We start from the raw sequence: 15,604 nt of genomic DNA on the forward strand, positions 1-15,604 counted from the left end.
GAGGAGGGGCGCTTGAGCCGACCGGCCCGAACACGGGCCGCATACGGCCCTTGCGCGGAACCGGGTCACCGCACGAGAACGTGTTCGCCGGAACGTGGGACGACGGCGCTCCAGCCCAGCGTGTGGTCAATGCGGTCGCGCAGCGCGGCGGCCGCATCGGGCTCGCCGTGCACGAGGTAGGTGGTGCGGGGTGCCGGGGCGCCCCGCAGCCAGTCGATGATCTGGCCGGCGTCGGCATGGGCCGAGAAGTGCGGTACGTCGGCCACCTGGGCGCGCACCGGGACGTACTCGCCGAACATCTTGAGCGCCTTGGCACCGTCGACGAGGTCGCGGGCCCTGGTGCCCTGTGCCGCGAAGCCCACCACGACCACGGCGTTGCGCGGGTCGGGCAGCAGTCGCCGCAGATGGTGCAGGACACGGCCACCGGTGGCCATGCCGGACGCCGACACGATGACGGCCGGTCCGCCGGCCCGGCTGATGTCGACGGACTCCTGGATGGAGCGGGCCGCCAGGAACGGCTCGGGGCTCAGCGCGGCCACGCCGGCGGCGGTGACCTCGGGTCGCAATTCGGGGGCTTGGGAAAGGACGGCGTCGCGGTAGACGTCGAGAGCGGCCAGCGCCATGGGACTGTCGACGTACACCGGTACGCCGGCCGACAGGCCGCCCCTGCGGCGCAGCTCGGCGAGTTCGTGCAGGACGACCTCGGTACGGTCGAGGGCGAACGCCGGGATGACGACGGTGCCGCCGCGGGCCAGGGTGCGGGTCAGCACGCTCGCGAAGTGGGCGCGTGCCGCGTCCTCCTCGTGGTGCCGGTTGCCGTAGGTCGACTCCATGAGCAGCACGTCCGCCCCGGAGAACGGCTCCGGCGGGCGCAGCAGCGGATGGCCGGGGCGCCCGAGGTCGCCGCTGACGGCGAGGGTACGGCCGTCCTCCAGGGTGAGCCGGGCCCAGGCCGATCCGAGGATGTGTCCGGCCGGGTGCAGCGTGACCGTGGTGCCGGTGGCGATGTCGACGGTCGCACCGGTCGGTACGGGGTCGAGGAGTTTCAGGGTGCGGTCCACGTCCGAGTCGTCGTAGAGGGGCTGGGCGGGGCGGTGTTTGGACCAGCCGTGCTCGTTGGCGTGGTGGGCGGCCTCCATCTGGAGCTTGGCGCTGTCCCTGAGCACGATCTCCATGAGCCGGGCGCTGAACTCGGTGGTCACGATGCGCCCCCGGAAGCCGTGCCGCACCAGTCGGGGCAGGTAGCCGCAGTGGTCCAGGTGGGCGTGGGTGACGACGACCGTCTCGATGTCATCACCGTCGCAGGGCAGCTTCCGCCAGTTGCGTCTGCGCAGGTCGGCCAGGCCCTGGAAGAGCCCGCAGTCGACGAGGACGCGGGCGTGGTCGGTCTCGACGAGGAACTTGCTCCCGGTGACGGTGCCCGCCCCGCCCAGGAAGGTGAGCAGCGCGGGCCGTAGCGGCGCGAGGTTCGGTTGGTTGACGGTCATGATGTCTCCTCCTCGCCCGCCGCAGCAGGTTTCCGGGGCCGTTCGGCCCTGGCGGGCTCGCCGCCGGTGTGTTGTGCTGGAGGTGTCGGGAAGGGACCCGGAACGACGCGGAGAAGCGGCCGGCGGCCGTGCACCGCGCAATCAGGATCCGCGAGAAGCGGGTAGGGCCCTTCCCGCCTCTGCTGCCCGGGCTCCTCCGTCACTGTCATCGGCCCCGGAAGGCCTCACGGCGGTCTCCTCGTCCGGCAGGTCCGGGTCGAGGTCAGGATGGCGGGGCCGGCCGCTCAGCGCGCAGTCCACGTCCACTACGCCCTCGACTGCCTGCGCCAGCCGGGCGGCTACGGGCACGAGCGCGGTGTCCTTGATCCGTCCGGTCAGCTTCACCACGCCGTCGTGCACCTCCACCCGGACCGGTTCGAGGGGCGCGGGGAACAGCAGGCCGACGACCTCGCGCCGGACTTCCTCGGCGATGTCCTCGTCGTTCCGCAGGAAGATCTTGAGCAGGTCGGACCTGCTGACGATGCCCTTCAGCACTCCGTCCTCGTCCACCACGGGCAGGCGCCTCACCTTGGTCCGCGCCATGATCCGCGCGGCCCGCGCGAGAGACGTGTCCGGCGCGACGGTGATCGCCGGGCAGGTCATCAGCTCCTCGGCGGTCACCGCGCCGGCCTTGGCCAGTTCGGCCAGGCGCCACAGCCGGGTGTACAGGTCCGGGACGTCGCCCCGGAACTCCTCCTTGGCCAGCAGGTCGGCCTCGGAGACGACTCCGACGACGCGGTTGCCGCTCTCCAGCACGGGAAGGGCACTGACCTTCCACTGGTGCATGGTCCTGACGATGTCCTTGAAGGTCGCTCCCCGGCCGAGGGCGACGACGGTGCGGGTCATCACATCGCTCACGAGATGCGCGGTGTCGTGCATGGCGTCCTCCCGGGGCTCGGATCCCGCGACCCCTTCAGCGTCGGACACGGACGGGCCCGGGACATGGGCCGAGTGGCCCTGACCGGGGTTCCGATCGGTCCGCTTCCGCTGCCGTGCCGACGGTCGGTCCGGGGCCGTGCGGGTGTGAAGCACGAGTACGCCAGAACGGGTCGGGGTGCTGATCGGCGACGTGATGAGCCCGGATCCGGAAGCCGCCGCCGTCATGGGCCGGTTGTGCTCGGCCGCGCACGCGCCGGCCAAGACAGGTATGACAGCCCCGTCGGCTGATGCAGGCCCCACTCACCAGAAGAAGAGGGCCGTTCGGCCCCAGGCCCGAGGCCGCTTCGGCCTCTGCCGGTGACGGTACCCAGGGGGGATTCTGGTACCGAAGGGACCCGTACAGAAGTGTGCGGGCACCGATCCGGGGAGGTGACGGCCGTGCAGCGTCCCGTTGTCGTAGGGTTGGACGGTTCGCGTGAGAGTCTCGCGGCCGCAGACTGGGCGGCGCGAGAAGCGTTGAGGCGCGGCCTGCCGCTGCGTCTGGTGCACGCGTGGGTGGGCGGTACGTCGCCCGACGAGTCGGAGCTGCCCGAGCTGGAGGCGCCTCGCTACTGGGCGCGGCGGATCCTGCGCGGCGCCATGGACCGGCTCAACGAAAGCTATCCGCAGGTCTATCTGAGCGCGGACCAGATTTCCCGGCCCGCGGCCGACGCCTTGGTCGCGGCGGGGGACGAGTCCGAACTGCTGGTCCTGGGCAGCCGTGCGTTCAGCGGATTCGGCGGGTTCATGGCCGGCTCGGTCGCCCTGTCGACGGTGGCCCATGCGGCCCGTCCCGTCGTGCTCGTACGGGCGGACCAGACGCTCGAGGACGAGCACGTGCCCGACGCCGAGGGCCACGCCTCTGCGCGTACGCCGTACCGCGGAGTCGTGATCGGGGTGGACCCGGCGTCTCCGTGCGAGGAGTTGCTGGCCTTCGCCTTCGAGAGCGCGAGCCTGCGCTCGGCCCCGCTGACGGTGGTGTACGCCTGGCGCCTGCCCTACGTACCCAAGGCGCTGGAGGCCAAGGCGCGCAGGGACGTACGCCGGGCCGCCGAGCACACGCTCGGCGCGGTGCTCGGGCCGTGGCGGGAGAAGTACCCCACGGTGGAGGTCCGAGAACTGGTCGAGGAGGGGCGTCCGGCACAGCAGCTACTGGAAGCCGCCCAGGACGCCGGGCTGCTGGTCGTCGGCCGCAAGGTCCGCCCGGCGAGGATCGGCATGCACACCGGACCGGTCGCCCACGCGGTGATGCACCACGTCCGCTGCCCGGTCGCCATCGTCCCGCACGAGTGAGCCACGCGGTACGACGGGACAAGGTCCCGTTCGGGAGGAGGGTGCCGTTCGGGAGGAGGGTGCCGTGTTCCAGGTACGCATCCACGGCCGCGGCGGCCAAGGCGCCGTCACGGCCGCCGAATTGTTGTCGGTGGCAGCCTTTCTGGGAGGCCGCCACGCGCAAGCGTTTCCGAGCTTCGGCTCGGAGCGATCCGGGGCTCCGGTCATGGCGTTCTGCAGGATCGACTCCCCCTGCGGTGCCGACGACCTGGGGCTGCAGACGCTCACCGGGCCGGTTCTCACGGTCCCCACCACCGCACTCGCCCTGCGCCACGTAGGCCGGCCGGTGCCCAGCGCCGTCCTGCTCGGCGGCCTCTTCGCCGAATGAGCGGCGTCCAGGGCGAGTTCGATGTCTTGCGGCCCCGACTTCGGAACCTCCCAGATCGGCTTGGCGGTGGCAGGGCACACGTTGGTGGAGTACGCACCGTGGTGGGGCCGGGCTGCTCAACTACATTGCTCCGCGGAGCGGTTCGGACCGCTACGCCATGGGCCTTGCGCGGCTGCCGCAGTCGAGGATCGCCGTCGCCCGTTCAGGGCTGCGACAGCCGGGCGGCGACGTACTCGGTGAGGTCGAGCAGCCGGTTGGTGTAGCCCCACTCGTTGTCGTACCAGCCGAAGACCTTGGCCAGGTTGCCGTGTGCCTGGGTCAGCGGGGCGTCCAGGACGCAGGAGGCGGGGTCACCGACAATGTCGCGGGAGACGATCGGGGCGTCGGAGACCCGCAGGATGCCCTTCAGCGGCCCGTCGGCGGCCTCCCGGAACGCGGAGTTGACCTCGTCCGCGGTCACGGCCCGATTCAGTACCAGGGTGAGGTCGGTCAGCGAGCCGTCCTCGACGGGCACGCGGACCGCGATGCCGTCGAGCGTGCCGGCCAGCTCCGGCAGGACCAGACCGACGGCACGAGCCGCTCCGGTACTGGTCGGGATGATGTTGACGGCAGCGGTACGGCCGCGGCGCGGGTCCTTGTGCGGACCGTCCAGGACGACCTGGTCGTTGGTATAGCCGTGGATGGTGGTCATCAGGCCCTTGTCGATACCGAAGGCCTCGTCGAGAACCTTCACCATCGGCGCCACACAATTGGTGGTGCACGAGGCGTTCGAGACCACGTGGTCGCTGTCCGGGTCGTACGTGCTCTCGTTGACACCCATCACGACCGTGGCATCGACGTCCTTGCCCGGCACGGACAGCAGCACCTTGCGCGCTCCCGCCTTCAGGTGCGCCCCTGCCTGCTCCCGGGTCCGGAACCGGCCGGTGGACTCGATGACGACGTCCACACCGAACTCGCCCCAGGCCAGCGTGGCCGGGTCGCGTTCGGCGGTCACGGCGATGCGGTGACCGTCCACCGTGAGGGAGGTCTCGTCGTGCTCGACGGTGCGGCCGATGCGGCCGTACGTCGAGTCGTACGTCAGCAGATGCGCCAGCGCCGCCGGCGAGGTGAGGTCGTTGACCGCCACGACCTCCACCGGTGTCCCGGCGGAGGCCTCCGCCCGCTCCAACACGAGCCGCAGGTAGTTGCGTCCGATGCGACCGAAACCGTTGATCCCCACGCGCACACTCATGTCCGTCACCCTCCCGATCGATCCGTGTCCGGTTACGCTCCCAGCCTGCTGGCCCGGCACGGGATGCGGCTTGGGCCGCACGGGGGCCGGTTCAGGGACGTTCGGCCCACCCGGCGAGCCAGGACGGCGACCTGGGGACGCAAGACCGCGGCGTACCACCTCGTGGTCCTCCAGCAGGGAGCCCCGGATCGAGTTGAAAGCGGGGCACCACCGCGTCACCGCGGTGGTGCCCCGCTCCCGGAGGGCGTGCCGGTCAGATCAGCCAGCGGTTTCGGCTGACGAACGGCAGCCGCGCCCAGGCCTTGCCCAGGCCCCAGGTGGCACCGGCGCCTGCGGCCGCGAGGGCGATCAGGACGACGGCGTACACGAGGTGGTAGTCGGCGAACGGGTTGGTCGACATGCTCAGCGACCCGTCGGACAGGTGCTTGGCCGGCGGCCACTCGGCGATCCACATCAGCGCCATCATGAGCGTGCCCGCCACGGCGGCCAGCCGCAGGCCGATGCCCAGCATCAGCGCCACACCGACACCGAGGAGGCCGAGCATGAACAGCCAGTTGGCCCAGGCGGCCCCGGCCCAGTCATGGAACGTGGACTCCATCGGACCGGCCGCGACCCCGCTGAGGAAGCCCTTGGTCGGCGATCCGCCGTCGATCCAGCCCTTGCCGGAACCGGTCGCGTAACCGAACCCGAAGGTCTTGTCCAGGAACGCCCACAGGAAGACGAACCCGGTCAGCAGCCGCAGCCCGGCGAAGACGTACGCACGGGTGGCGGTCGTCGCGGCGGTCGTGGTGTCGGCCGTCGCCGCAGCGGTCCCGGCCCTGTGCCGGGACGGGAGGTGGAATCCCAGGTGCCGGTGCGAGTGGTCTTGAACTGCCATGGTGCTCATCCCCTCCAGAGGATCACGCGCGGGTTCTCGATGTCTGTCGTCGCGTCATCAATGTCCCGCTTCCACGCCCCGGACCGGAGGGGCTGCGAGCCCCTGACCGTGGGGCCGACCGGCCCTGCTTGAAGGCCCGTTCAGCCGTTCCAGGTCCAGTCCGCCACCTCCGGCAGATCCGTACCGTGTTCGCGGATCCAGGCGTGGTGGCGCAGCCGGGCATCCTCCATCGACTGGCGTACGGCAGCGGCGCGCACGGCGAGTCCGGGAACGCGGTCGATGACGTCCATGACCAGGCGGTAGCGGTCGAGGTCGTTGCTGACGACCATGTCGAACGGCGTGGTCGTGGTGCCGATCTCCTTGTACCCGCGTACGTGCAGGTTCTGGTGGCCGGTGCGGCGATAGGCCAGGCGGTGGATGAGCCACGGGTAGCCGTGGTAGGCGAAGATCACCGGCTTGTCGGGCGTGAACAGGCCGTTGTACTCGAAGTCGCTCATCCCGTGCGGATGTTCCTCGCTCGGCAGCAGCCGGGCGATGTCGACCACGTTGACGACGCGTACCGCGAGCTGCGGCAGGTGGCGGCGGAGCAACTGGGCGGCCGCCAGTACCTCCTGGGTCGGAACGTCACCCGCACAGGCCAGTACGACATCCGGATCCCGGGTGCTGTCCTCGGTGCCGGCCCAGTCCCAGATTCCGGCGCCGCGGGCACAGTGGACCTTGGCCTGTTCCATCGACAGCCAGTCGTAGCTGGGCTGTTTACCGGCGACGATCACGTTGACGTAGTCGCGGCTGCGCAGCGCGTGGTCCGCCACCGACAGCAGGGTGTTGGCGTCCGGCGGGAAGTAGACCCGTACCGCCTCGGGGCTCTTGTTGAGGATGTGGTCGACGAAGCCGGGGTCCTGATGGGAGAAGCCGTTGTGGTCCTGGCGCCAGACATGGGAGGTGAGCAGGTAGTTGAGGGAGGCGATAGGGGCGCGCCAGGGCAGCTTGCGTGTCACGCGCAGCCACTTGATGTGCTGGTTGACCATCGAGTCGACGATGTGGACGAACGCCTCGTAGCAGGAGAACAGTCCGTGCCGGCCGGTGAGGAGGTAGCCCTCCAGCCAGCCCTGGCAGGTGTGTTCGGAGAGGATCTCCATCACCCGGCCGTGGCGTTCCAGGTGCTCGTCGACCGGGAGCAGTTGGGCCTGCCAGGCCTTGCCGCTGGCCTCGAAGACGGCCTGGAGGCGGTTGGAGGCGGTCTCGTCGGGGCCGACGATCCGGAAGTCTCGGCGGTGGCTGGTGTGGCGCATGACATGTTCCAGCAGATCGCCGAGGACGCGGGTCGGTTCATGCAGGGTCGCGCCGGGCTTGTCGACAGGGACGGCGAACCGCTCCAGCGGCGGCAGCGGCAGCTCACGCAGCAGCAGCCCGCCGTTGGCGTGCGGGGTGGCGCCCAGGCGTCGGGCTCCTTCGGGGATGCAGGCCAGCACCTGCTCGCGGGGGCGGCCGTGCTCGTCGAAGAGTTCCTCCGGCTTGTACGAGTGCAGCCACTGCTCCAGCTGGCGCAGGTGCTCCGGGTTGTCGCGGACCGCGGACAGCGGGACCTGGTGGGAGCGCCAGGTGCCCTCCACGGGCAGGCCGTCGACCTCGGCCGGGCCGGTCCAGCCCTTCGGCGTGCGCAGCACGATCACCGGCCAGTGGGGGCGTTCGCTGACGCCGCCCTCACGGGCGGAGCTCTGGATGGCCGCGATCCGTTCCAGGGCATCGTCCATCGCGGCGGCCATCGCCCGGTGCACGGTCATCGGGTCGTCGCCGGTGACGTGGATCGGGGAATGACCGTATCCCCGCAGCAGCGCGTCGAGTTCGGACTCGGGGAGCCGGGCCAGCACCGTCGGATTGGCGATCTTGTATCCGTTCAGGTGGAGGATCGGCAGGACGGCGCCATCGTGCACCGGATCGAGGAACTTGTTCGAGTGCCAGGACGCGGCCAGCGGCCCGGTCTCCGCCTCCCCGTCGCCGATCACACAGGCGACGAGCAGGTCCGGGTTGTCGAGCGCGGCGCCGTAGGCGTGGGACAGCGAGTAGCCGAGCTCACCGCCCTCGTGGATCGAGCCCGGCGTCTCCGGGGCGACATGACTCGGCACACCACCGGGGAAGGAGAACTGCTTGAACAGACGGGCCATGCCCTGCGCGTCCCGTGATACGTCCGGGTAGGTCTCGCTGTACGAGCCCTCCAGCCAGGAGTTGGCGAGTACGGCCGGACCGCCGTGGCCCGGGCCCCAGATGCACAGGGCGTCCTGGCCGCGGGCCTTGACGACCCGGTTGAGGTGGGTGTGCACGAGATTCAGACCGGGTGAGGTGCCCCAGTGGCCCAGTAGCCGCGGCTTGATGTGCTCCGGGCGCAGCGGCTCGGTCAGCAGCGGATTCGCCATCAAGTAGATCTGGCCGACCGCCAGATAGTTCGCGGCACGCCAGTGGGCGTCCAGGGCCTTGAGTTCCTCGTCCGTGAGCTCGGCGGTGGACGCCTGCGGTGTGTCGACAGACATGTCGGGTCCCTTCCGGGGCGGGATTCGGTGTCGAGGGCGCATGCCGGGATGCGTCTCTCCACCCTGCGCCCGCCCGCCGGGTACCCGACAGGGCCGACCGGGCCATCCCCTGGGGCCCGGTCGGACGGTCAGCCGTTCGGCACCAGCAGCACCGGGCAGTGGGAGCGGTGCAACAACGTGTGGGCGACCGGACCCAGGCTCGGGCGCGACCGGCCGGCGTGGTGGTGCACACCGATCACGGCGAGGCCGGCCTCACGGGTGGCCTCCAGCAGCGCGTGCGCCGGGCTCCCGCGGACCGTGCGGGCCTCGACCTCCGGGTACCGCTCGTGCAGCGGGGCCGTGCTGAAGCGCGGTACGGCCCCCTCTGCGGCGTCGACCCGAGTCAGTTCGCGCTGGCCGGGGCTGGTCGCGGGGACCAGCGAGGGCGGTTCGGGTGCGACGTGTCGGTGGATCCAGGAGTGCAGGACGCGCGGTCGGGCACCGCGCCGCTCGGCTCCCTGGAAGGCGTGGGCCGCGGCGACCTCGTCGGCGTCGCCTGCCAGACACAGCAGCACGTCCCGGCCGCCGTCACACGGATGATCGCCGCGGACGACCAGCAGCGGGCTGCGGATGTGCGCCGCGAGGTGCAGGCTCACCGAGCCCAGGAGCAGTCCGGTGAACCCGCCGAGCCCGCGGTTGCCGACCACGGTGAGTGCCGCGCCCTCGCTCTCCCGCACCAGCGCCTCCACCGCGCCGGCCTCCGACGCCGTGGTCACGACCGGCAGCCCCGGATGACGGGCACGGATCCGAGCGGCGGCCGAAGCCAAGACCGGTCCGACCTCGTCACGGTCGGGCACGGCGAACACGATGCGCAACGCGGCACCTCGGGACAAGGCCTCGTCCGCGGCGCGGTCCAGCACGCCCACCGCGATCAGTGAGCCGTCCACTCCGACGACCAGGTGCTGGGCAGTCATGTCGCTGCTCCCCTGATTGTCATGCCGTCCTCGGCGATCAGGCCGGGAGATCCGCGCCGTACAGCGTGCGTCCGCCGACCAGTTCGCGTCCGGTGACCAGTTCGGGTTCGATGCGTACGAACACCTCCCTCGGCGAGGGCGCCCAGGAGCGCGGACCCACCCGGCGCAGCCGTTCGTGCTCCGCTGGATCGGTCACCACGGTGGCCCGGCCGGTGACGACCACGCTCCAGCCGGACTGCGCGACGGCGTCGACCTCGTCCGCCTCGAAGGCCACGACCACGCCGTCGATCGCACGGGCCAACTCGGATGCCGCCGACGTCCGCAGCACCACGGCGCCGTGGTCGAGGCCGAAGTTGACCGGAAGGACGGCGGGCAGCGCGTTGCGGGTGTGCACGATGCGGCCGATCTGCGGCCTCGCCAACAGGCTCAGGCACTCCTGCCGGTCGAGTTCGCGGAACCCGTCGTTGGGGTACATGGCCACCGCCTTTCACCAGGTGTACCGGTACGCGTCCCATCCTCGACGGCCCGATGGCCCCCGCAGAGGGGCCATCGGGCCCTGCCCTCCCGGAGAGCAGCCCCGGAAGCTCGTACCGCCGTGGCCCGACCGGGCCTCCATGCGGCCCCTCGGTCCGCGGTGCTAGGTGATCGCGCGGCCCGAGATACCGACGACGTCGACCCACACCCACACATCGCGCCGGCCACCGGCCCAGGGCTTGCCGTGCGCCTGGTTCGCGAGGCGCCTCGAAGGCAACCTGCTCGCCCACGACGTGTGCACGACGTGTGCGGGTACGGATTCGGCGGCGGTCCGGAACGTGATCGTTCCGTCGACGACGGTGTAGTCGACGGGCAGGATCATCGGCCCCTCCGCGGTGGTCGAAGCCACCCTGCCCACACCGTGCGTGCCCAGCCGACTCCAGCACTGCTCGGTGTCGAGCTCGGTCAGCTCGGGATGGCCGGCAGCCTGTCCGCGGCCGCCCGGTCGGCCGTCTCCCGCAGGGTCAGGCCGAGTTCCGTACGGCGCTGTACGGGGCGGCGCCCGAGGTAACTGCGTGCGGGTCCCGTCGACGGATACGCCGTGGGCACCGATGCGTTCTCGTCCACGGTCCCTCGCCTCTTTGCTGTCAGGCCGCCGGGACGGCAAGGGCGTCGTGCCGCTGCCCGCCGAGCACCACCTTCAGGGCGCCGGTGTCCGCGGCGCCGGCGAAGACGTCGTAGGCCTCCGCCATGTGTTCCAGCGGGAACGTATGGGTGACCAGCGACGAGGTGGGCAGCCTGCCGGCGGCCACCATGCGCAGCAGGGTCGGTGTGGAGGAGGTGTCGACCAGTCCGGTGGTGATCGTCACGTTCTTGATCCACAGGTCTTCCAGGTGCAGGGTCGCCGGTTTGCCGTGGACGCCGACGTTGGCGACGTGGCCGCCGGGGCGCACCATGCGGGTGCACATCTCGAAGGTCTCCGGCACACCGACTGCCTCTATGACCACGTCGGCGCCGAGCCCGTCGGTGAGATCGGCGATCAGCTGCTCGGGCGCTTCTCCGGCACGGGCCACGGCGTCGGCGCCGAGGCGCCGGGCGGCGTCGAGCCGGGAGTCGGCCAGGTCCACCGCGACGATGCGCTCGGGTGAGTACAGCCGGGCCGTGGCGATCGCGGCGAGTCCGACGGGACCGGCCCCGACAATGGCGACCGTGTCGCCGGGCCGGACGCACCCGTTGAGGACGCCCACCTCGTAGGCGGTCGGGAAGATGTCCGCCAGCAGCACGGCGTCCTCGCTGCCGACCGCGGCGGGCAGCGGGTGCACGGAGAGGTCGGCGTACGGCACCCGCACGTACTCGGCCTGCGTGCCGTCGATGCGGTGGCCGAGGATCCAGCCCCCGCCGCCCTGGCACTGGCCGTAGGTGGCCTCCCGGCAGAACCGGCAGCGGCCGCAGGCGGTGATGCAGGAGACCAGCACCCGGTCGCCCGGACGCACGGTGCGCACGTCACTGCCGGTCTCGACGATCTCACCGACCGCCTCGTGCCCCAGCACCGTGCCGGGACGCACCTCGGGCACATCGCCCTTGAGGATGTGCAGGTCCGTACCGCAGATGGTGACCGCGTCGACGCGCACGATCGCGTCCGTGGGGTCCTTGATTGCGGGGTCGGGGACCTCCTCCCAGGCGGACTGTCCCGGGCCGTGGAAGACGAAGCCCTTCATGGCCGTTCCTCCCTGTTCTCTGGCGGTTGCGCGGCGTGCCGCCGTATGGACGGCCCGGCCGCGGCGGGGGTGCGGTGTCGCTCTTGCCCCTCAGCTCCAGCGTGGCCCACGTGGCCGGCTCCCGCTTGGGCCATCCGTCCCCATCTGCCGCCCGGACGGGACCCTTCGGCCCTGGTGGAGCTCGCAAAGGCACCCGTCGACCCCGTATTGACGGGCCGACCGGCCCTACCGCGCGGCCCGACGTCCGGCTTCGCTGTGTTCATGGCCGAGAACCAGAGCAGGCACACGCCCCGTTCCACGGAGCGCGTCATCGGCGGTACGACCGTGGTGGAACTGCGTGGCGAGATCGACATCCTGGAGGCACCGCCGCTCTCGGCCCGCCTCGACACCCTCACCGCCGGCCCGTGCCCCGATCTGCTGCTGGACCTGCGTCCGGTGTCCTTCATCGACTGCAGCGGGCTGCGTGTGCTGTGCCGGGTACGGAACCGGGTACTGACCCGGCACGGCCGTCTCCGGCTGGTCTCCGACAGCCCCCGCTTCGCGCGGATCCTCCGGAGCACGTTCCTGACCAACCTCTTCGAGATCCACTCCGACCTGCCCTCGGACCTGGTCGGCGTCCCCCTCGAGAACACCACCGCCACCACGGTCCCGTCACCGCCCCAGGGAACAGGTCATTCCTCGGGCTCCTCCATGTCGAGCACCACGCGCGGAGCGCGCCGTGGCGTGGCCGCGCCCTCCGGGCCGTAGCCGAGACGGATCAGCATCTGTGCGTGCCCGGTGCCATCGCTGTCGGGGCTCAGGGCCTGCCGCAGGTCGGGCCACTCCATCGGCTGGTGCACCAGAGAGGTGCGCAGGCCGTATGCCGTGGCCACCAGCAGGACGTGTTCCAGCGCCTGACCGGCGCGCAGCCAGTCCGCACGGCGGTCGTGCGCGGTGGTCAACAGGCCGATGGCCGGGCTGGTCTCGAAGTCCTGGGCGGGCAACCGCTCGCTATGCCGTTGCGCGGTGAAATCCCGCATGGGCAGCCGTTCACGCGCGTCCTGCGGGCCGAGAACTTCCTGTGGGAGACCGATGTCAGCGGGATCGTCCAGGTCCTTGTGCACCCAGCGGCGGCTTTCCGCACCGCGGTCCGCGTCGAGACGGTTGCGCTGCTCGGCATCCGCGGCCACGCGGAGCGCGCGGGCTGTCCCCTCCGCCGCCGGAAAGGTGAGTGAAGCTCCCTCCATGTGGGCCGCCTCGGCGAGTTCGACGCACGCGTTCTGCGGCAGCGGCCGTCCGGAGAAGGGGAAGCGGCTGCTGTGCCTGCGCCAGATCATCGGATAGAGGTCCCCACGGTGCCCCGGTGGATGTGAGCTGCGGGATCCCGTGAGCCGGACGATGGCCAGCAGGTTCGTGTCCTCGGGGCGCGCCAGCAGTCGCACGACCGGTGACCAGCCGAAGTGGGACACCGCGACACGGAGATTGAAGACGGACGCGCCCACCGACAGGTGCAGCGCGCGGGCGAACGGATCCGCGTGGCGCAGGCTCCGCTCCGGAGCGGCGCGCACCTCGAAGGCGACGGCCTCCGGGTCCAGCCGGTAGCGCCACGGCTGGGTGTTGAAGAACGAGGGCGCGGCCACGGCTGCCGAAATGCAGGCTTCCAGGGTCGCGGCGTCGAGGGGCGCGGTTCGCATGGTGCCCTCCTCCCGTACGGACTTCGGGCAAGTGCCGATGTCCTTCAAGGGTGGGAGCGGGGGGCGGGCCAAGTCAGGGGCCGATGGTCCTGTGTGGGTGGCCGGACAGGCCACGGTCGGCCACCGCGACGGTGCTGTGCGGAGCGGTTGCGCTGCGTCGACTTGCGCGTCGTCATGCTCGTACGCCGCCGGATCCATGAGGGCTGAACGGCCCCTCCTCTTGCTGGACTTGACCCCGATCGGCCCCACGAGGCTCCCTGATCGGCCCATGCCGAGGCGTGCTCCCGCCTGTCATCTTCCTCGCGGTGACCACGACGAGGGGGTGCAGACCGATGCGTACCGGAAGGCGTACGAAGAGGTGGTTCTGGAGGTGGCGGAGCAACCCGTTGCGCCGGCGCGTCGATGTACTCGAGGCATGGCTCGTCCTGGCCGTCTGCGTACTGATCGCGGTGGGCGGCACTCTGGCTGGTGCGGTGACTGCGCTGGCGGCCGACGGCGTCTTCGCGCGGCAGCGGGCCGAGCGGACCGCCGTGGATGCCGTCCTCCTCGCGGACACCCCTGCGGCCGCGTCGAGCAGTTACCGCACCAGGGCGGAGGTGCGCTGGATCGGTCACGACGGTTCCGTCCGCACCGGCACGACACTGGTAGGCAGCGGGAAGAGCGCCGGGGCCCGCGTCACGCTCTGGACCAATACCCAGGGCGCCCTGGTCACCGCGCCACCGAGCCGGGAAGACGCCGCCGTCGAAGCGGTCCTCCTGGGGACCGGGGCCGCTCTCGCCGTGACCGGCCTGGTGGTCGGCGCCTGGGGCGTGACACGGCGGTGCCTCGACCGGCGGCGCATCGGCGAGTGGGACAGCGAGTGGGACCTGGTCGGTCCGCAGTGGGGGCACAAGACGAGCTGACGCGTCGGCGGACCGTCCTCGAAGCGGGCGGTCCGCTCGCTGAGTCGCGGCCTTGACGGACCCTCACTCGGCGAACTCCGACCCGGCTCGACACCGGTGACCCGGCCGTCGAGGTCGCGTCGTACGGCGATCGCCAGGGGCGCGCAGGGGCTGACCCTGTTACGGGCCGGCGATGTGCCCTCCTTGAACGGTGCCGTGTCCCCGAACCCCGGATCGGGGCAAGCGCCAAAGAGCGTGCCTGGCACACCTGCGAGATCTCGGGGAGATGCTGGATTCGATCACCGATCATGCCGTCATCAAGCCAGGGCCCGGCGAGGAGGTGGTCCGCTGGAACCGGCACCGAGGGCGACGTGGCCGCCACGGCCTCGCCGACGCGCGACCCGGAGGGTGCCCTGACCGGCTTCGCCACGGTGGCACGGGCATCACCCATCAACTCGCCGCGCAGGCCGTGAGGTCATGGCGGAGACCGCCTCCCGTGTTCATGCGGTCGTCGACGAACTCGAGCGCACCATCCGGGAGTTGCGCGGCACTGGCTGTGCTTCGCCCCCACAGTCGACTTCCACAGCCCCGTCGACGCCACCCTGCCCGACGAGACCGCGCCCACCTGCCCGCGGTACTGCGTGAAGCCCTGCCGAACGCGACCGGCCACGCCCATGCCACCGCCGTCCAGGCCGCCGTCCGCGCCAGGCACGAACTACTTCTGGAGGTCTCCGACAACGGCCGCGGCATCGACCCCCCCGTACCCCACAGCAGCGACCTGACCAACCTGCGCCGCCGCATAGAGAAACTCGGAGGCGCTTTCGTGTTGACCGGCCGCTCCGCAGTCGGCACCCGCCTGTCCTGCCACATCCCCCTCAGCCACCAGGCCCGGTCGCACCCCTTGGCCCGCGCCTGACCGGGGAACCATCGGCTCCCTCACACCGTCCGGCGACATGCGTCCCACGCAGGGCGAGTTGGTCCCGGCTTGGCCGCTCGGCGGCTCCCTCCAGCAGCACAACCCGACGCCGTACGGCCCTGTCACCGATCTGACTGTTGGGCCGATGCGCCCGATTCGATGGGGCCATTGGTCCCTACTTGGCCGAGTGGGACGAAACGGCGCCGAAACGCGGGCCATCGCCTGATACACAGAAGTGCGCCCCAGCAG

General features: G+C 71.2%; 16 protein-coding genes and 1 pseudogene. 6 read left to right on the forward strand and 11 right to left on the reverse strand.

Annotation, left to right across the window (positions count from 1 at the left end; genetic code table 11):
- Nucleotides 1-65 precede the first annotated feature (65 nt).
- The gene (locus ACIOHP_RS29850) at nt 66-1,487 is read right to left on the reverse strand and encodes an MBL fold metallo-hydrolase RNA specificity domain-containing protein (RefSeq protein WP_401892261.1); all 1,422 of its coding nucleotides are present in this window, start codon (nt 1,485-1,487) and stop codon (nt 66-68) included.
- A 141-nt stretch (nt 1,488-1,628) separates the two neighbouring features.
- Nucleotides 1,629-2,405: a CBS domain-containing protein gene (locus ACIOHP_RS29855; RefSeq protein WP_401892263.1), complete on the reverse strand. Its 777-nt coding sequence runs from the start codon at nt 2,403-2,405 to the stop codon at nt 1,629-1,631.
- A 166-nt stretch (nt 2,406-2,571) separates the two neighbouring features.
- On the opposite strand from ACIOHP_RS29855, the pseudogene ACIOHP_RS29860 reads away from it, so the two are divergent.
- The 3 genes and pseudogenes from ACIOHP_RS29860 to ACIOHP_RS29870 all read left to right on the forward strand — a co-directional run.
- Nucleotides 2,572-2,701, forward strand: a pseudogene (locus ACIOHP_RS29860) (SpoIIE family protein phosphatase); the annotation flags it as partial.
- Nucleotides 2,702-2,843: 142 nt separating this feature from the next.
- Nucleotides 2,844-3,737, forward strand: a complete 894-nt coding sequence (locus tag ACIOHP_RS29865; protein ID WP_401892265.1) for a universal stress protein — start codon at nt 2,844-2,846, stop codon at nt 3,735-3,737.
- A 64-nt stretch (nt 3,738-3,801) separates the two neighbouring features.
- A complete protein-coding gene (locus tag ACIOHP_RS29870; protein ID WP_401892266.1) occupies nt 3,802-4,104 on the forward strand; it encodes a 2-oxoacid:acceptor oxidoreductase family protein in 303 nt (100 codons plus the stop codon).
- A gap of 202 nt (nt 4,105-4,306) precedes the next feature.
- On the opposite strand, the gene gap is transcribed toward ACIOHP_RS29870, so the two are convergent.
- From gap to ACIOHP_RS29910, 8 genes are all read right to left on the reverse strand, one after another.
- Nucleotides 4,307-5,335 (reverse strand): type I glyceraldehyde-3-phosphate dehydrogenase, encoded by a 1,029-nt coding sequence (gene gap, locus ACIOHP_RS29875; protein WP_401892268.1) that lies wholly within the window; start codon nt 5,333-5,335, stop codon nt 4,307-4,309.
- Nucleotides 5,336-5,588: 253 nt separating this feature from the next.
- Complete coding sequence (locus tag ACIOHP_RS29880) at nt 5,589-6,212, reverse strand: hypothetical protein (RefSeq protein ID WP_401892270.1); 624 nt, start codon at nt 6,210-6,212, stop codon at nt 5,589-5,591.
- Between the two features lie 140 nt (nt 6,213-6,352).
- Nucleotides 6,353-8,740 carry a phosphoketolase gene (locus ACIOHP_RS29885; protein WP_401892271.1) on the reverse strand — a complete coding sequence of 796 codons (2,388 nt, stop codon included), beginning with the start codon at nt 8,738-8,740 and terminating at the stop codon, nt 6,353-6,355.
- Between the two features lie 128 nt (nt 8,741-8,868).
- A complete protein-coding gene (locus tag ACIOHP_RS29890) occupies nt 8,869-9,693 on the reverse strand; it encodes a universal stress protein (protein WP_401892272.1) in 825 nt (274 codons plus the stop codon).
- A 37-nt stretch (nt 9,694-9,730) separates the two neighbouring features.
- Complete coding sequence (locus ACIOHP_RS29895) at nt 9,731-10,168, reverse strand: pyridoxamine 5'-phosphate oxidase family protein (RefSeq protein WP_401892273.1); 438 nt, start codon at nt 10,166-10,168, stop codon at nt 9,731-9,733.
- A 162-nt stretch (nt 10,169-10,330) separates the two neighbouring features.
- The gene (locus ACIOHP_RS29900) at nt 10,331-10,576 is read right to left on the reverse strand and encodes a hypothetical protein (protein WP_401892275.1); all 246 of its coding nucleotides are present in this window, start codon (nt 10,574-10,576) and stop codon (nt 10,331-10,333) included.
- A 56-nt stretch (nt 10,577-10,632) separates the two neighbouring features.
- Nucleotides 10,633-10,794, reverse strand: coding sequence for a hypothetical protein (locus ACIOHP_RS29905; RefSeq protein WP_401892276.1), 162 nt, complete (start codon nt 10,792-10,794; stop codon nt 10,633-10,635).
- A gap of 20 nt (nt 10,795-10,814) precedes the next feature.
- Nucleotides 10,815-11,885: a zinc-dependent alcohol dehydrogenase family protein gene (locus ACIOHP_RS29910; RefSeq protein WP_401892278.1), complete on the reverse strand. Its 1,071-nt coding sequence runs from the start codon at nt 11,883-11,885 to the stop codon at nt 10,815-10,817.
- A gap of 261 nt (nt 11,886-12,146) precedes the next feature.
- Here ACIOHP_RS29910 and ACIOHP_RS29915 point away from each other — a divergent pair, with 261 nt between their 5' ends.
- Nucleotides 12,147-12,632 carry an STAS domain-containing protein gene (locus ACIOHP_RS29915; protein WP_401892279.1) on the forward strand — a complete coding sequence of 162 codons (486 nt, stop codon included), beginning with the start codon at nt 12,147-12,149 and terminating at the stop codon, nt 12,630-12,632.
- Here ACIOHP_RS29915 and ACIOHP_RS29920 read toward each other — a convergent pair.
- Entirely contained in the window at nt 12,557-13,558 is a 1,002-nt protein-coding gene (locus ACIOHP_RS29920; RefSeq protein WP_401892280.1) for an Acg family FMN-binding oxidoreductase, read from the reverse strand. The genes ACIOHP_RS29915 and ACIOHP_RS29920 overlap by 76 nt on opposite strands.
- Nucleotides 13,559-13,890: 332 nt before the next feature.
- On the opposite strand from ACIOHP_RS29920, the gene ACIOHP_RS29925 reads away from it, so the two are divergent.
- Together ACIOHP_RS29925 and ACIOHP_RS29930 are read left to right on the forward strand one after the other, a co-directional pair.
- Entirely contained in the window at nt 13,891-14,460 is a 570-nt protein-coding gene (locus ACIOHP_RS29925) for a hypothetical protein (protein WP_401892282.1), read from the forward strand.
- A gap of 481 nt (nt 14,461-14,941) precedes the next feature.
- Nucleotides 14,942-15,355 carry an ATP-binding protein gene (locus tag ACIOHP_RS29930; protein ID WP_401892417.1) on the forward strand — a complete coding sequence of 138 codons (414 nt, stop codon included), beginning with the start codon at nt 14,942-14,944 and terminating at the stop codon, nt 15,353-15,355.
- Nucleotides 15,356-15,604 lie beyond the last annotated feature (249 nt).

Source organism: Streptomyces sp. NPDC087859, assembly GCF_044742595.1.
Classification (GTDB): domain Bacteria; phylum Actinomycetota; class Actinomycetes; order Streptomycetales; family Streptomycetaceae; genus Streptomyces; species Streptomyces canus_F.